This is a genomic window from Salinimicrobium maris (assembly GCF_049680855.1).
Taxonomy (GTDB): domain Bacteria; phylum Bacteroidota; class Bacteroidia; order Flavobacteriales; family Flavobacteriaceae; genus Salinimicrobium.
The window spans coordinates 49,862-67,562 of sequence record NZ_JBMPGS010000007.1; the positions used below are offsets into that span (position 1 = coordinate 49,862).

The window sequence follows — 17,701 nt, forward strand, 5'->3', positions numbered from 1 at the left end:
ATCCTTTTCTGAAAATCCAGGATAAGCCTTATTATCTGCTTATATTTAATTATTTAAAAAGCCTATATGCGCATCATTAATGCACACCAGAATAATCTCAAAAACATAAGCTTAAACATTCCTGACAATCAATTAATTGTAGTGACCGGATTATCCGGATCTGGGAAGTCATCTCTGGCAATGGATGTCATTGCTAATGAAGGCTATCGCTACTACCTCGAAAGTATGCCGGCATATCATCAACAAAACGGGCAGTTAATACCCACTGCTGAAGTGGATGCTATAGAAGGTCTTCCCCCTGTGATAAAGGTGGAGCAGTCAAAAAGATTCCAGTCCATAAATGCCACTTTTGGAACACTTTCAGAACTTTCAGCAGTTTTTAGAATCCTGTTTGCCCGGTATTCTGGTGAGGAAACCATGAGCAAATCATTATTTTCTTTCAATCATCCAAAAGGAGCATGTGAACGTTGCCGCGGAATTGGGGAGGCGGAATATATCGATCTTGATAAGTTAATTGGTGATGAAAATAGAACGCTTAGAGAAGGAGCAATTACCACCACCTTGCCTAATGGCTATATTGTCTATTCCCAAATTACTGTAGAAGAATTGAATAAAGTTTGTGAAGCACACAATTTTAATGTTGATATCCCGTGGAAGGAGCTGTCTGCTGAACAAAAGGAGGTGATCTTAAATGGAAGCGATCGTATTAAGGTTTTTTATGGAAAACATAGCATAGAATCACGTTTAAGATGGAAAGGTCTTAAAGCAAAACCTCGTGAAGAGGGCTTTTATAAAGGAATACTTCCAATTATGTCCAATATATTAAGACTGGATCGCAATGCTAATATTCTGAAATTTGCCAGTTCCAGCATTTGTCCGCGTTGTAAGGGGGCACGAATTAAAGAGGAACATCTGAAGTTTGTTTGGAAAGGGTTAAATTTTAAGGAATGGATGGATCTTCCTTTAAATGAACTGTACGAAAGGTTGAAAAGTCTGGAGGTGACGACCGGTGAAAAGGTATTGGTAGAAAAAATTTCCACCCAATTGTTCGACCTGATACATTTGGGAATGGAAGATTACCGGCTAAGCACACCCAGTACAGCCATTTCTTCCGGCGATGGCCAGCGCATTAAATTGATTAGGCAGGTAAATAGCAGTTTGCAGGGAATTCTTTATGTTTTTGATGAACCTTCCATTGGTTTATCTGAAAATTATCAGGTGTATTTACGCAATATTCTACGTCGATTGATTAGCCGTGGAAATACTGTAATGGTGGTAGAGCACGATCTGGATTTTATTCGCTCTGCAGACTGGATTATTGAACTGGGGCCTAAAGCGGGTATAAATGGGGGAGAAGTTATTTTTAATGGAAGGATACAAAAATTTTTGAATTCCAAAGACCTGATAAGCCCCACTTTAGCTGAATTAAAAAATGAAAAATTTAATTCTCAAAAACAAGAGAAAATTGCTTCAGCTGAATCATTTCAACCTGAGTTAGGAGAATTGATTATTGTGAGCAGGAAAACACCTCAAATACTACAAAATATTTCAGAATATGTTGAAAAAGAGGGATTGAATTTACAGGCTGTGTCCGATCAGCCTATTGGAAAAACCCCTAGAAGTAATCCTGCGACCTATACCGGCCTGGCTGATAGAATTCGTGATCTTTTAGCGAAATCTCCTGAAGCAAAATCTCTGGAATTATCAAAAGGAGCCTTTTCTTTCAATAATAAAAGTGGAAGATGTGGAACCTGTGAAGGAGCAGGAGTCATTACGCTTTCCATGAATGTTATGGGCAGCATTAATCAGGTTTGTCCCCATTGCAATGGAAAACGCTTTAAGCCAAAAGTACTTGAGGTACATTGGAATCACAAGAATATTGTACAGATATATGATTTAAGCCTTTCTGAAGCATTTGAATTTTTTTCAGAGGAAAAGAAAATCAGAAGAATCCTGTCTTTAATGCTTCAGCTTGGACTGGGGTATATTAAACTTGGTCAACCCTCCAATACTTTATCTGGTGGAGAAGCGCAGCGCATTAAACTCACCAAACATTTTGCAAAACAATCCAAAAGGACTCTTTTGGTGCTGGAAGAGCCCGCAATTGGATTGCATCAGCAAAATGTGAGGCAGCTTCTTAGAGCTTTGCATGAACTAAAAAAACAGACTGGAGGCATTATTTGTTTTGAAAATCATCCGCTATTTCAAAACTCCTGCGACAGCCTTGTGGTGAATTCACCTAAAGGCTGGAAAACAGAAAAAAAGGAGATGAAAGGTGAGCCAAAGGACAAGATTTTTATAAAAGGGGCCAGAACGCATTACCTTAAAGGGCTGGATATAGCTTTTCCTAAAAACCAATTATCTGTAATCACAGGAATTTCCGGTTCGGGTAAATCATCCTTATTAATTGATACGCTTCATGGCTATGGCCTGCAGGAAATGGTCAAACAATTTTCAAGCTATCAACAATCGCGGGTAGGGGTGAATTTTCAATTTGAGGTGGACCATATAGAAGGCCTTAGTCCAACAGCTTGTATTACCAGAAAAGTGAAAAATTATACGCAGCGTTCAGATATTGCTAAGCAAACAGGAATAGATAAAATTCTACGTTTTGCTTTCTCCCGAAAAGCAAAGTATGAAGGTAAAGAATTATCTGCGAGCCATTTTTCTAATAGTCATGAACTAGGAAAATGTGCGGTTTGCGACGGGAAGGGCCAGGAATTGCTGCCAGATCTGAATAAAATAGTGCCAGATCAGGAAAAAAGTATTGCCAATGGACTCTTTGAACATAATAAAGCCCTTGCCTATTATGGCCAGGCGGGAGGTCAATACATGGCGATTGCCAGGGAAGTAGGCCAAGTTTATGGATTTGATCTGGAAACACCATTTAAAGAGCTAACTGAAAAACAAAAAAATGTTCTGTTATTCGGAGCAGGCGAAGAAGTATGGATAACCAGCTGGAAATTTCAAACTAAAACCCGTGAAGGTATTCAGGAAGTAAGAATGCCGTGGGAAGGGCTTTTCTCTTATATACAAGAAGATTATTATAAAACTAGGAAAAATAAAAATATAGACAAACTAAAAGCGCTTCTTTCCCTGGAAGAATGCAGCCATTGTTCGGGGAGTGGATTAAAACCAGAGCGCCTGGAATATAAAATTGGGGGGAAGTCCATTGATCAAATAAAATCTATGGACTTTAAAGGAATGGAAAATTGGCTTTCCTACAATGATGATCTATTGGAAATCGATCAAAAACTTATTGCCAACATCCAGCCGGTTCTAACTAATACAATTAAAAAAGCAAGACAATTACATGTAGATCACCTTCAGCTTAATCGTAAATCAGCTACGCTTTCAGGTGGAGAAAATCAGCGGGTAGCGCTTATTACGCAGTTAAATAGTCCCCTTAAAGGTATTACTTACTTATTAGATGAACCTTCTGCAGGATTATCTGCCGATAATATCCCCGACCTGATCAATATTCTGAAAGAACTTATAGCAAAAGGCAATACGGTGATGGTGGTTGAGCACAATAAAGATATCATCCTGGCGGCAGATAAACTGGTGCAGCTGGGGCCACAGGCAGGCAGATGGGGCGGTTCTATTACTTATCAAGGCACACCTCAGGATTTTCTAAAGCAAGCGGACTGTCATCCTTTTTTAAGGGAGCCTTACAAGGACTTGGGTTTAATAGAAGGAGAGGAGGCAATTTCCATTCGTAATCTCTCCAGACATACGTTGGTAAAGAACTCACTGGATGTTCCTGTCGGTGGAATTACGGCAATCAGTGGAAAATCTGGAATAGGAAAGACTACTTTGGCAAAGGATATACTTATTCCAAGTATCCTTAAGGGTGAGCCGGTAAATTGTGAAAGCATTATATTCCCAAAAAAATATGGAGGAGCACAATATTTTGAGATCAAAAAACTGCGCACCTACGCAAAAACCTTATTGGTATCATATTTGGATCTGCTAAAGGATATAAGCAGGATTTTCGCAAGTAAAACCGATTTAAAGCCTCGTGACTTTTTGTACAAAACAAAATCGAGTCAGTGCCCCAACTGCAAAGGCAAAGGCTATTTAGAAATTAGTCTTGATGTAGTCGCTAATGCCATAGAATCTTGTGTGGAGTGTAAGGGGCAGCGTTATCAGAAACACATACTGGAACAAACTGTTAGGTCTAAAAACATTTCTGAAGTTCTTTCTTTAAATATTGCTGAATTGAAAGTGTGGTTAAAGGAGGTAAAAGTTCCGATAAAAAACCTGGAATTCCTGAATAAGTTAATGAAAATTGGTTTGGAGCACCTTCGTCTAGATCAGCCGGTGCAGTCGCTTTCTTCAGGTGAAAAACAGCGCCTATTATTATTGAACTGGCTTCAGGAAGAAAGTAAAGATACCCTTTATATTTTAGATGAGCCCAGCGCGGGACTACATTACGCAGATCTTGACCGCTTGTTTGTGATACTTGAACAATTAAGTGCGTATAATGATATTCTAGTTATTGATCACAATCCTTATTTGTTAGGAAAAATAAGAACGGGAATAGTTTTAGAATGATTTTTTTAGACCATATTTTAATACATCTTCTTTTAATTAAAAAACCACTCCTTAACTGCTCCAGTGGATGAAAGAAATTAATAGGCGTGTTTTACCTTAAGTCGAAAATTACCGTCAGAAATTAGCCTGGAACTGCTCCCTGCAGAATTATGACCTTCAAAGGAAAAATTTCCTGTTATATAAGAACCGTCATCTTCTGTGATTTCTACGTAATTCGAGAGTAGGCCTGTATAGAAAAATTCATTGATTGTACTCCATAATTCATCCGAATCATGTTCCGAATATTTACACCAGTTGGTGTTAAGGAAACTTCCCGGTGTTAGAAAAGGCCTATTGCCTATAGTATAAGTCTTTTCACCGTTATAATAGAGAACAAGGAACTCTATGGACTTTCCTTCATAATTTTCACCACTTACAAGCAAATTAATTGTGCCATAAGAAGATAATTGTTTTTCCGCACGCAAGATCCCGTTTTGCCGGCTAACGTTAAAGTTATTTTCATTTATCTGGGCACTAAGAAATTCTTCCCGGGTCACGACGTCCTCGTCCTCACTACAGCTATTTAAAGAAAGTAGAACAAAATAACAGGCGGTTATAAAAAAAATGGACTTTTTCATTTTTTTGATTTTGAAATTAACCATCTGTAAAGGTAACCCCTTTGTTTTTAGTGAAATAAGGGTGTTTTCCCCCTTTTTGAGTATTAAAAGAGTGTGTAGTTTGTTATGGGTTTAATGAAACTACAAAAAAAGATTTAAAAATGCTTTTTTGGTAGTATTTCATTCACCTGTTTCCTATCCTATTTTAGACCAACATTTCCTCTTGCTATTAATGAAATAAATGTAGTATTTTATCCCTTTCTTTTAAGAGAGTCGAATGAAAATAAGCAGTGAAAAATTTTTGAACATAATCACCCATTCTCCAAGTGCTCTGCTGATCCTTACCCCGGAATTTGAAATTATTCATGCGAGTCATAGCTATCTGCAGGCCACTATGGCTGATAAACGTAACATAGTAGGGAAAAATATTTTTGAAGCCTTTCCCGACAATCCAGATGATCCACAGGCTAATGGTGTAAGAAATTTGAAAGCTTCTTTAAAAGAAGTGCTCAAAACCCGGGAGCCACAGAAAATGCCGATCCAGAAATATGATGTTCCCCGACTCGACGGGACCTTTGAGGAAAAGTTTTGGAAAGTGGTCAATGTACCTGTCATTGGTGAAGATCAACAGATCGAGCATATCATCCACAGTGTAGCCGACGTGACCGATCAAGTGAAAACCGAAGCCGCTCTTGAATTAGCTGTAGGTGCCGCTCAATTGGGAACTTGGGAAATAGATCTCATAGAGAATTCTTTCATTCACAGAAACCTGCGTCACGACAAGATCTACGGATATGAGAAACCACAGCCAAATTGGAGTCATGAGATGGCAAGACAAAAGATCCTGACTGAAGATGTACCAGTTTACGATAAGGCTTTTTCCGAAGCAACGAAGACCGGATATATTGATTTAGAAGTCAGGATCAAATGGGAGGACGGAAGCATCCACTGGATGGAAGTAAAGGGAAAAGTTTATTATACTTCAAAGGGTAAACCCAGTAAAGCAGCAGGAGTCAATATAGATGTTACTGAACAGCGGCTGGTGGAAGAAGCCTTGCGAGAAGCAAAAGAAGAGGCAGAATCAGCTGCAATGGCAAAGGAGGAATTCCTCTCTACAATGAGCCATGAAATCAGGACGCCTTTAAATGCTGTAATTGGTTTGAGTAACCTTCTTTTGGATGATCATCTCACAGCTCATCAAAAATCCAATCTGGATTCTCTTCATTTTGCCGCTAGTAATTTATTGCATCTTGTTAACAACGTACTTGACTTTAGTAAGATCCGTGCAGGAAAAATTGATGTGACCAAAGAAGATTTTGATCTGAATAACCTGATTTACAAATTAATCAAAATACACCAACCAAAGGCTACAACAAAAAATGTTGAACTGGTATGCTGTCTAGAGCAAAAGACTCCAGGAAGAATTTGTTCAGATCCATTTATCCTTAGTCAAATCCTGAATAACCTTATCGGTAATGCATTAAAATTTACAGATAAAGGTAGGATTTGCGTTTCAGCAGAAACCTCTAAAGAAGAAAAGGGGGAGAGGTGGCTTAAGATTAGCGTGGAGGATACCGGGAAAGGTATAGCACCTGATAAGCTGGATTTTATATTCGAGAAATTTTCTCAACAGAGAAGTTTTTCAGATGGTAACTACGAAGGAACAGGCTTAGGTCTTCCCATCACAAAAGCCCTGGTTGAGATATTAGGAGGGAACATTGAAGTAAGCAGCACCCCCGGAAAGGGTTCAAAATTTTCCTTTACTATGCCTAAAATAGAAGCCTCTTTGTGGGTTAAAAAGGAAACTCGTCCAAAGGAAGGGCAGGAGCTAACCGAGGATTTTAATGCAAAAAATTTACTGTTAGTTGAGGATGTAGAGATAAATCGTAATATAATTTTGCAGTATCTGAAAAAATGGTGGAATGTGGTGCCGGATGAAGCTGAGAATGGGGCAAAGGCATTAGAGATGATCCAGGAAAAGAATTACGACCTCATTCTTATGGACCTGCGTATGCCGGTGATGGACGGGTATGAGGCATCTAAAATGATCAGGAAATTCGATTCATATAGGAAAATTCCAATTCTTGCTTTTACTGCCGATACAAGGAACAATCGTAAATATTCCGGTCTTTTTAATGATATCATTTATAAACCTTTTGAACCCGGAGACCTAAAATATAAGATACAGAAGCACCTAATGGCGCCGGAGAATATTGACAGGTTAAGCCGTTCCACGGAAGACAACGAAATGGGAGTAGCCGACCTATCTTCTTTTAATATTTGGCGATATACGAAAATAGCAGAGGGGAAACCGGAAATGCTGAAGAAATTCATTAGTGTTTCTGTCAAAGCCTTTGAAAAGTATAAAGAGAACTTTTTGGCTGTTAAAGATGAGGCAGCACTCTCTGATCTCATTCATCGCAATACCATGAACGTCTATTATATTAATGCCGTTGGTTTACAGGAGAAAATAGAAAAATTTAGAAGTAGCTTAACTTATAAATATAATCAAGAAAACCTACATGACCAAAAAAGGGAAATCGTAGCCGAGTTTCATGGTATCATAAAGGGCCTTGAAGAGCTTTTATTGTCCTTAACTGAATCTGAGCATACCGGTAGGCTATAAATAGAGGGTATGGTAATTAAAAACAGCCCTCTGATCTTTTAGGATTTGCCAAATTTTTGGGTCAATCATTTTAATCAAATTATTTGCCAATACAGAAGTTTTCAGTTCCCAGTTTTAAAGGGCTTAGCGAAAAACGAGGTGTAATCCAGGTACACGGCCATTGTAACATATTGAAAAAACATCACAAAATATTATCAAATATTTAGTCTTTGATGATTTTACCAGTTATTTCTCCAATATTAAAATAGGGAATATAGCTTGCCCGTCATAACTAATTTTAACCTTTAAATCTTTGAGAGCCAGTTCATCTACTTCCAGAATTTAAATGATCTCTTATAATTACTCTTTGGTCAGTTTTTTTAATCGTGTCTGATAGGCCTGCAAATAGTTTCTTTTGGTTTTTTCATCTAAAAAGGAAGCCTGAGTCAGGGTGTCCACCTGATCGGAACCGTTGATCATGGAAGCCATGGTAGTATTAAACAGTTTCGAGGATAAGCCTACCTTTTCCGCCAGTACTTTAAACTGCCCAGCCACATGGGTTTGGGCCAGGTGGGCCGGTAATAGACCACCATCCAATGCAAAATCACTATCCTCAATATGGATACGGGTATTTAACAGGTCATAAGCTGGACTTAAGCGATGATCTCCCATTGGTGTTTCAAGAATTGCAAAATTCTTCAGGTGAGCATCTCCATTAGAAAACAAGTAATTGAACAACAGCAGTTTAAACAATTTAGGTGTTTCCACGCGGTAGGCGGGGAGATATTTCTTCATCAATTCAAATAGCTCCAGGTAATTCCCTTCGTATTTATAGTGGTCCCCATGGGTCTGTGGAGTTTTTCCTGCCAGTGAGGCAAAATCCTCTTTAGCCTTTTTGTTGCCATCCGACTGTACATCAAAGCGTTTGGTGATGTAGGCCGGGGCCCCGTTTTTAAAAAAGATGAGCGCATTTTCTGCGGTTTCTATCCCGTATACCTGCCGTGCAATCTGCATAGTCAGATGCTCATTGGCGGGCATCTGGTCCCGTTTTTTTCCGAAATTAGGAATAGGTTTTAGAATATAGGTGCCACGCTCTCCTTTTTTGATCAAACGTAGCTTGTTCTTTTCCAGTAATACTGAGAATTTTTCCTGGACCCCTGATATGGATATCCGTTTTTGATTCTCTTCAAACAACTTATCCGTTGGAGCATTTGAATTGGGGGCCTCATAGGGAAGGATGTGAGACACCTTGCGCCCGTCGAATACCCGTTTTAGGCTGGTTCGGCTATAGGTGGTAAAACCCGGGGCCAGAGTTCCGGGACAATTTGTAAACTTTGCTATCATACGGAGGCTTCAAGCTTTTTAACGGTTATGGCCCCCACGGTATCATATCGGGCTGTAGCCATCAGGATTCCAAAATAATCATCGATATCAAGGCGCTCTGCCTTGCAAACAGCTTGTCGATTGGTCCCTTCCGGAATCATATTATAAAAAAACGGAAATAAATATGGGGAATGGTATTCCTGTTGGGACCGGGGCAGGGTGAGACTAATAGGAGGATTGTCCGGATCGGCCATCCAACGGTCCAGATAACGGAAGGTAAAACTGCCGTCATCATGTTGTTGGAGCACACCGGCCTCTGTTCCTTTATATAAAATAGCGGCTTGTCTCATTTAGGCTATATCTTTTTAATTTGGAGGGTGATCTCCAGCCCTAACACATCAGTAATCTTTTGCAAGGATTGTAAGGTAGGATTGGCCTTTCCGGTCTCGATCTTGTACAATGTAATGATTCCTATATCGGCCATCTCAGCTAATTGTTCCTGAGTGATACGCATGTGATCACGTCTTTGTTGAATAAGCCTTCCGATGTGTGCGATTGCTTCCATTTTTTATAAGGTAAAAATCCATAGTATAATGAGGATTCAAGAGTCAAAATAATTGCTAGATTCAAAAATACATTAAAAACCACATTTTCATGAGGAATTTGATGCTTTTTTACAGGATGGCGGGAAAATACTATATAATCCATATTATAATGAGGGTTTAGGTGGTGTTTTTTTCTTTCCATTCTTTGAGGTAAGAAATTCTTCCATAAGTAAATATGTACTTAGGCTTCCATCGGCCAATCCCCATACTGCCCCTCGGCCTGTTCAATCACTTCTTTCAGCAGATTATCCAGTTCTGAAAATGGCACTTTGCCTATTTATTTTTTTTACTGCCAAACGAATGGCAGCGTGGACGTCTTCTTATTTGGTTCAGTCGAATTGGAGGTTCTTCTTTGCGGGGTCTACTGCTTTATGCACTAGGTCTGGAATGGGCCGGGCTGGTTGATTATTTTTTTGTTGGCAGACAAGAAGTCACAGGACCCCAAGTTCATGTTTGGTGAAGCTGAAAGGTTTGCTCCTCATCTCTAAAAAATCAAATAGAATTCACCATTTGTTCCCTATGCTTTATTCCCCAGGCAGCAATTACATTTGTTAGTTCTTTTAAAGTCCTTCCATATTCTGAGATTTGATAGGTTACTGTTACCGGCTTAGTGTCTAAAACTTTCCTTATTATCAGCTTGTTCATCTCCAAATCCTTCAGTTCCCTGCTCAGCATTTTACCCGAAATACCATTTACCTCTTTTAATAATTCTGAATAGCGCATGGGCTGATAGCAAAGGCAGGCTATGATTGATACTTTCCACTTTCCGCTTAAAACATCCATCGTATCGTGGATGGCTCTTATCTTTATTGAACAGCTATCAAAAGCTGCCATATCTACTACTTTTTCTTCCATATCACCTAAGGTTACCAAAATGTCACTATTACTTTTTGTCACAAAGTTACTTTTTTTAATCAATAGCTTTTACCTTTGCAAAAAAAAATACCGAATATGAGTTTAGTAGAAGATCTTCAATGGCGCTATGCCACCAAAAAAATGAATGGCAAAAAAGTGCCTCAGGAAAAAATAGATTATATTTTAGAAGCTGCCCGTCTGGCTCCTTCTTCCTCAGGTTTACAACCTTATAAGATCATCGTTATTACAGATAAGGCCCTGTTGGAAAAGATTAAAGGCATTGCCTGGAACCAGGGTCAAATTACAGATTGTTCACATTTATTGGTTTTTGCAGCCTGGGATGGGTATAGTGATGAACGGATAACGAATGTTTTTAACTACACCCTGGATCAACGCAAATTACCCCACAGCACCATGGATGAATACAAGGAAAGACTTTGGAGCTTGTATGAGCCTTTGGGACAGGAGTGGCACGCGCACCATGCCGCTAAACAAAGCTATATAGCTTTTGGTCTGGCAATTGCAGCTGCGGCAGAACAAAAAGTAGATGCTACTCCTATAGAAGGATTTATTCCTGAAGAACTAGACCAGCTTTTACAATTGTCGGGGAGTGGGTACAAAAGCACTTTATTATTGCCCCTAGGTTATAGGGAAGATGAGAATGACTGGTTAGTAAGCATGAAAAAAGTTCGTACCCCAAAAGAAGATTTCGTTACAGAGCTAACGTTAGAGGACGTAGCCTCATAATGAGGCTCCTGTAAAAAAACAACAGGAGAAATTTTCATGAATAATTTCATACGATAAGAAGGAAGCCGTCTTAAAAAGGGACGGTTTTTTCTTTTAAGATTGGCACCTAAAAAAAATAAAGCAGGTTTAGGAAGGCTCAGGCTGTCTCACAGGGCTTCAAAATTTTTTCTCCAGCGTCGTATGACTTATCCAGGAAGGACATTACTCTATGCCTCCAACGGCCAGTCCTTATACTGCCCCTCCGCCTGCTCAATCACTTCCTTTAGTAAATTATCCAGTTCAGAAAATGGTACTTTTCCCCGTAATTCTCTTTTCACTGCCAGCCGAATGGCAGCGCGGGCGTCTTCTTTTTTGGTCCAGTCGAGTTGGAGGTTTTTCTTGACGGAGTATACCACTTTATGCACCAGGTCCTGTATGGGTCCGCTTTGGTTGAGTAACTTTTCGTTGGCCGATAAAAGGTCATAGAAAGCCAGTTCGTCTTCGGTTAAACCGAGTTGTTTGGTCCTGATGTCATCCTGCTGAAATTCATTGGCAATATCCAGCAGGTGCTTGATGGCCGCAATGGAATCCAGGGAATTCCTGTGGTAGTTACTCAGCACTTTTTCCAGCTCTTCTTTCAGTTTGCGCATCCGGCGGATGTTCTTTGGCATTCGCACCCGTATCTCGTCATTGATGATCCTGCGCAGCAATTCTACTTTTATGTTCTCGTCGCCTTTTTCTTTTACGATGGCCTGGAACCGATCGTCTACTATGGAAATATCGATCTTGTCCAGATTATACATTTTTGCCAGGTCTACAATTTCTTGCGATTCGAGGGATTTGCTTATCAGGTCTTTAATCTTTTCATTCTTCTCCCTGCGGGGGCCGGGAGGGAATTTTATCTTTCTTATGAGTTGCCTGATCTTCTGAATGATCGCCAGCTCTTCCTGTATGTCCCAGATGCGGGGATCGGAACTGGTCATTGCCACCAGCTCTGCCAGCTTTCGCTCTTCAAGCAAAAAGGCATCGGTAACGGCATCAGATTTTAAAAGGCTGTTCACTTTAGTGTTTGACCATTTCATCCGGTCCATGGAGGACATTGCATTGATGGTTTCCGCATCAAATTCTCCCACCAGATCCTTCACTTTCTCAAACTGCTCCAGGCACACTTCTACCGCGCCTTCAAGATCCAAAGTCGGTTTTCCTTCCCCGCCTCCGGCGGTGTATTTCTTGGTGGCTTCGGCCAGAAAGCCGGAGATCCCTATAAAATCTACCACCAGTCCGTTGGGTTTTTCTCCGAAAACCCGGTTTACCCTTGCAATCGCCTGCATCAGGTTATGGCCTTTCAATATCTTATTCACATACATCGTATGGGCGCAGGGGGCATCAAAGCCCGTGAGCCACATATCGCGAACGATGACGATCTTTAGCGGATCCTCAGGCGTTCGGAAACGCTTTTTAATGGCTTCCATCGCTTCTTTGGTGCGTATGTGTGGATTCCAGTCTGTAGGATCTTTGCTGATGTTCCCTGTCTTTATCACGGCTATCTCAGGGCATCCTTCCAGTGCGATTAGCGCATTGTACATTTTTACGCAGTTCCGCCGACTCATACACACGATCATCGCTTTTCCCGGCAAAGTTGCTGTTCTTTTGGTATAATGGGTAAGAATATCTGCAGCCACACGATTTACACGGTCATTGGCCCCGGCGGCATCTTCTATCGCAGCCCAAACGGCATTGTTTTCCTCGTCCTCATCTTCTTCCATTTCATCCAGCTCCTTATCATATTTGGCTTTGATGTTGAGCGGTACCATTTTTGGCTCGTAATAAATGGGCACCGTGGCACCGTCTTCCACGGCCTGTTTGATATCGTAAGTGTGAATGGTGGGGCCAAATACCTGTTGGGTATCGGCATCCTTGCCATCTACGGGAGTTCCGGTGAAGCCTATAAAGGAAGCATTGGGCAGGGCGCGTCTTATGTTCTGCGCAAAGCCGCCGCTATGGAATCCATACTGGGTGCGGTGGGCTTCATCTGCCATCACGATAAGGTTGGTACGTTCAGAAAGTACCGGGTGGGAGAGCTCTTTTCCCGAAGCCAATTCCTTTAACCGAAATTTCTCAATGGTGGTAAAGATCACCCCGCCGCCATCGGTGCTTAGCAGGGCCCGCAGCTCATCGGTGGTATCGGCGTGTTGTACGTGGCCCACCAGGTCTTTGCACAGCACAAAATTCTCATAGAGTTGCTGGTCCAGGTCATTGCGGTCTACCTGGATGAGGATGGTGGGATTTTTCATTTCGGGCATTTGCCGCAGGATCCCGGTAAGGATGGCCATCGAAATGCTTTTGCCCGATCCTTGCGTGTGCCAGATCACTCCCAGCCGGCCGTCGCCGTTGGGTTTTATAGTTGAAACCGCAGAGTCCACCGCTTTTTTGATACCCCAGTACTGGTGATATTTTGCGCCTTTCTTGATTATTTTCCCATTGTGGTCTTCGTGGAAAATGAAGTTTTGCAGGTAGTTTAAGATGGTTTTCTTCGGAAATAATCCCTTCAGCAGGGTTTCCAGCTGAAGTTCCTGTTGCTGCTGAAGGTCATCCCCGTGCAGACTTTTCCACGGAGCAAACCATTTTAGGGAAGAGTTGTACATCCCGTGCAGGGTTTCCAGCCCATCTGAAACTACCGTGATGGCATTATAATCAAACAGCTGTGGAATATCCTGAATGTAATGTCCAATTTGCCCGTGCGCGTTTTCCACGCCCAGCTCAGGATCAAACATATTCTTGAATTCAAAAACGATGAGCGGAAGTCCATTAATGAAAACGAGCAAATCTGTGCGCCGGCTGTTCTTGCCAATGATCTTTACTTCATCTGCACACACAATGTCACACTGAAAATGAAAATGTGGAACAACTAAATCGAAGAATTTTTATTAATAATCCAACATAACAGATTTATTATTGGCACTAAAAACCTCTTCTAGTGATATTTGATCATTGGTAAATTTTTCGAGCAATTCTTTATAAAAGTTTCTGTCTAAAAATCCTAATATTTCAAAGGTGGCATTTTCATTAAGTTTTGAGCTTATAAATGAAAACAAATACTTAAATGCATCTATGCAGGCATAACAACATTGAAGAGCTGAATTATTGAAATTTAATAACTGGTAAGCATACAAAAAATCAGAAATATTCTCACGTTGATTCATCCAGCCCCAACCAGATATAATTTTATCAAATTGTCTATCCCAATTCTTGCTGTATTCTAAGGATTCTTTAGGATTTTCGAGATTGAATAAATTTTCCTTTCCAAGTTTTTCTATTTTTTTGGATTTTCTTGAATATTCTTTATACCCACCTAAATCCTCAGGAAATTCAATAATTATGCATTTAGATTTCGGAATTTTAATTTTTTCTTTTTTACCGTTTTCCAACGCTGAGAAAAATATATTCTTGCGTTTAATCCTGCAGTTATTTATATTTAAAGGTATAAGTTCAAACCCATAAAATTGTTTGGTCTCATTAGTATACCAACTCACTATTTCTATAATGACTTTTCCGTTAAAAACTAAGTCCTTAACCCAGTTTCCTATTGTCCTTGTTATAACCGTAAGGTCATTTCTATAATGGCCCGGTTGAGAATATAATAGAATAGTTTTGATAAAATGATCAGTACAATTCTCAAACTTTATAGATTCCGTAAAATTTCTTTCTTGGGACAAAGAAGGATCGGCTCTATGTGCTAAATTCCTTAAATAGATAGTTTTAAATTTTGAACGTTCAAGAAAATCTTCTTCTTTGCTTTCAAAAACCCGATCACTTTCAAAACTTAATCTATCATTAAATCCGTTACCTTTTCCGGGTACTTGCGTATGGTCTATTAACGGTAATTTTTGATGGAATCTAATTTCTTTCCACAATTCTTCTGAGAGTTTTTCCATATTCAGTCTCCTTAATTTTAGCTTCTTTTAAGACGGTACGTGTTCTTAGAAAATATTCGATAAAAAATTGATCCAAATTGCCCTTAAATCCAAAATGATCATCGAAGCTTTTTGCAATTGTTTCTAAGTAATAATCGTTGATTTCACTATAAAATTCTTTAGAAGGAAAATGATGATGTTTTACCATTTTCATTTTTATAAAATTTTTCTCCTTCATATATGCTTCAAATTTTCTTTTTCTTTCAAACTCCCGTACATATGAAGAATTACCTAAGCCCATCAAAGAATGTTGAAAGTAATTATAGATAGCCATTAATTTTAGCCAATATCCGGACTCATTAATTTTTAGTTGTGTAAAGAGTTCATCCCAATAATCTAATAACTTATTATTAAGGTCATTCCTTTTTTCAGCACGTAAAACAAAGAAGGCAAATGACCAAACTTCAAACAAATCTATAATCAAAGGATATATTTTGGCTCCTAAGTATTGAATGTTTTCCGTATTAATCTTTCTATCTAATTTATTTATGTATAAGAAGTTGTATCGTATGAAACTTTTTGTAAATACATATAATTGGTCTGGAGATCTTGAGGTTGCTATTTCTATAATATCATTAACTAAAATATTATAAACGGTTCCAAAAAGATCTGGGAAATTTTTTATTTCTGTATCAGCACTGATATATCCTATTTCCCAAATACTTTGAATTAAATCTTCATTTAAATTTTCAATTTTATTTCTAAAATCATCTTTTTTGAATTTTTGAGTATTGAATTTTTCGAAAATTTCTTTCTCAGTTAATATGAGAATTGCATTGGAACTAACGTCAATCCCGTGTTTTAATTTATTTTCTATATCCAAACTATCAAGCAAAAATGATAAACATTGAATTTCATATTTTTTATCTTTGAGTAAAAGGGCTTGTATATCCTTAACTATGTCGATTGTTTTATCTATTAAAAGAGAAAAATGCTCTACAATTATTTCTGCAAATTTTAAATTCAAAATGTTACTGGTATAGGATAGTGGTGTAACAATTTTACCTAATAGTTCCTTTTCATTGTTGAGTCTACTTTGATGGTTATCAATCCAGATTCTTAATTTATAAGGAATAGACGTCACATTTTCAAAATTTTGAAAACTATGTATTTTAAGACTAAGATCGTTTACGTTTTTGGATATAATAAGATTTCCTGAATTGTAATTAAGGCCAATAAAATAGTTAATCAATAGATTGCTGAAATTTGTAACTAGTTGTAGGTTGTGAGATATATTGTCCTCATTTTCATTTGACTTCAGGTTATCTTTTAGAAAAGCGTAAAGATTTTCAAAATAACTATTGAATAAATCAATATCCATTTGATATGAAAATGTTTGAACAAATTTTGCTTGTTCGCTTAAAACTTTCCATTTCGCATTATCATCCTTTATTAAATTAAATAGCATAAATTGGTTTTGAATAACAAGCTTGTCAATATGATTAAAATCTTCAATTGTTTCTGGAAATAGCGATCTGCTTGATTTGCTAAAAACTTGATATTCACTACTAGATGCTTCTTCCCAAGTTTTATGTCTATATATCTGAACGTGCCATTTTTTATTTGAAGGAAACGTTTGCTTCAATCTATAGTAAAAGAGTGAAAAATTCAGTAGACCTTTAGACATTTCATCTAATGAAGTATTTCGATAACTAGTAAGGGCTGATTCTTCAATTATTAATTTGATTAATTCTAATTTTGATTTTATTGAAGAAAGCGCATAATTGGATTTATTGGAATAAAAAATTTGTCTATTCGTATATGTTCTATTTAAAATTTTGTAGGCCTCATCTAAGATTTCTTGAACTAGAACACTCTCGTTAAAGAATATCATTGATAATCTTCCAAAATAAATAAAGGAACTTATACATAATAATACCGTGAAAGTGAATAGTGAAGCACTAATAAAAGTTGGATTAAAACCAAACACCAATGTTAATTGAAAAAGTATTGAGGAAATTACCATAATTGCTAAAAGAGAAAAATATCTTTTTATGGTTTTTTGCTCCATCATTTTTAGACTGATATTAAAATGCATATTTGCATATTTCGTAGTAATAATATTAAGGAAACTGGTGTAGAATAAACCAAATATAACTCCTAAAACCCCTGCGCTAATTACAATTACATCTTTAAAAAAATCAATGAATTTCAATCCAAATTTCTTATTGATAATTTCAATTAATAGATGAATTTGATTAAATGGTTCGAAATATGAGGATTTCAAATGTTCTAATAGAACCCTTGCTATACTATCTATTAGAATAAGTATTAGAACATAACCTGCCGAAAAAATTAAAATTTTGCTGCTCTGCTTTAGCATCAAATTTAAAAAGACTTTCGTATCGTTGAACTGTATACTTTTATCGTAAGCTGTTAATTTTATTTTGTTCAATAGATTCTTTTTAGAGAATAAATTTTTGATATATAATTTAACCGTTAACACTCAATTCTTACGAA

General features: G+C 38.2%; 11 protein-coding genes. 3 read left to right on the forward strand and 8 right to left on the reverse strand.

Annotated elements, in window-relative coordinates:
* The first annotated feature begins 66 nt into the window (after positions 1-66).
* A complete protein-coding gene (locus ACOV1Q_RS15505; protein ID WP_424495311.1) occupies positions 67-4,557 on the forward strand; it encodes an AAA family ATPase in 4,491 nt (1,496 codons plus the stop codon).
* 77 nt (positions 4,558-4,634) lie between these two features.
* On the opposite strand, the gene ACOV1Q_RS15510 is transcribed toward ACOV1Q_RS15505, so the two are convergent.
* Positions 4,635-5,174, reverse strand: a complete 540-nt coding sequence (locus ACOV1Q_RS15510) for a hypothetical protein (RefSeq protein WP_424495312.1) — start codon at positions 5,172-5,174, stop codon at positions 4,635-4,637.
* 256 nt (positions 5,175-5,430) lie between these two features.
* Here ACOV1Q_RS15510 and ACOV1Q_RS15515 point away from each other — a divergent pair, with 256 nt between their 5' ends.
* A complete protein-coding gene (locus ACOV1Q_RS15515) occupies positions 5,431-7,779 on the forward strand; it encodes an ATP-binding protein (RefSeq protein ID WP_424495313.1) in 2,349 nt (782 codons plus the stop codon).
* A gap of 339 nt (positions 7,780-8,118) precedes the next feature.
* Here ACOV1Q_RS15515 and ACOV1Q_RS15520 read toward each other — a convergent pair whose 3' ends face one another.
* The 4 genes from ACOV1Q_RS15520 to ACOV1Q_RS15535 form a co-directional block, all read right to left on the reverse strand.
* Positions 8,119-9,102 (reverse strand): type II toxin-antitoxin system HipA family toxin, encoded by a 984-nt coding sequence (locus tag ACOV1Q_RS15520; RefSeq protein ID WP_424495314.1) that lies wholly within the window; start codon positions 9,100-9,102, stop codon positions 8,119-8,121.
* The gene (locus tag ACOV1Q_RS15525; protein WP_424495315.1) at positions 9,099-9,431 is read right to left on the reverse strand and encodes a HipA N-terminal domain-containing protein; all 333 of its coding nucleotides are present in this window, start codon (positions 9,429-9,431) and stop codon (positions 9,099-9,101) included. The genes ACOV1Q_RS15520 and ACOV1Q_RS15525 overlap by 4 nt, the downstream gene beginning before the upstream one ends.
* 5 nt (positions 9,432-9,436) lie before the next feature.
* On the reverse strand, positions 9,437-9,646 hold the full coding sequence (locus ACOV1Q_RS15530; protein ID WP_424495316.1) for a helix-turn-helix domain-containing protein: 210 nt from the start codon (positions 9,644-9,646) through the stop codon (positions 9,437-9,439).
* 532 nt (positions 9,647-10,178) lie between these two features.
* Positions 10,179-10,583: a winged helix-turn-helix transcriptional regulator gene (locus ACOV1Q_RS15535; RefSeq protein ID WP_424495317.1), complete on the reverse strand. Its 405-nt coding sequence runs from the start codon at positions 10,581-10,583 to the stop codon at positions 10,179-10,181.
* A 54-nt stretch (positions 10,584-10,637) separates the two neighbouring features.
* Here ACOV1Q_RS15535 and ACOV1Q_RS15540 point away from each other — a divergent pair, with 54 nt between their 5' ends.
* Positions 10,638-11,288: an NAD(P)H-dependent oxidoreductase gene (locus tag ACOV1Q_RS15540; protein WP_424495318.1), complete on the forward strand. Its 651-nt coding sequence runs from the start codon at positions 10,638-10,640 to the stop codon at positions 11,286-11,288.
* Positions 11,289-11,494: 206 nt separating this feature from the next.
* Here ACOV1Q_RS15540 and ACOV1Q_RS15545 read toward each other — a convergent pair whose 3' ends face one another.
* From ACOV1Q_RS15545 to ACOV1Q_RS15555, 3 genes are read right to left on the reverse strand one after another with little or no spacing between them, the layout of a single operon-like run.
* Positions 11,495-14,143: a type I restriction endonuclease subunit R gene (locus tag ACOV1Q_RS15545; RefSeq protein WP_424495319.1), complete on the reverse strand. Its 2,649-nt coding sequence runs from the start codon at positions 14,141-14,143 to the stop codon at positions 11,495-11,497.
* A gap of 51 nt (positions 14,144-14,194) precedes the next feature.
* Positions 14,195-15,202 (reverse strand): hypothetical protein, encoded by a 1,008-nt coding sequence (locus tag ACOV1Q_RS15550; protein WP_424495320.1) that lies wholly within the window; start codon positions 15,200-15,202, stop codon positions 14,195-14,197.
* Complete coding sequence (locus ACOV1Q_RS15555; RefSeq protein ID WP_424495321.1) at positions 15,165-17,636, reverse strand: hypothetical protein; 2,472 nt, start codon at positions 17,634-17,636, stop codon at positions 15,165-15,167. Before ACOV1Q_RS15555 ends, ACOV1Q_RS15550 begins: the two co-directional genes overlap by 38 nt.
* Positions 17,637-17,701 lie beyond the last annotated feature (65 nt).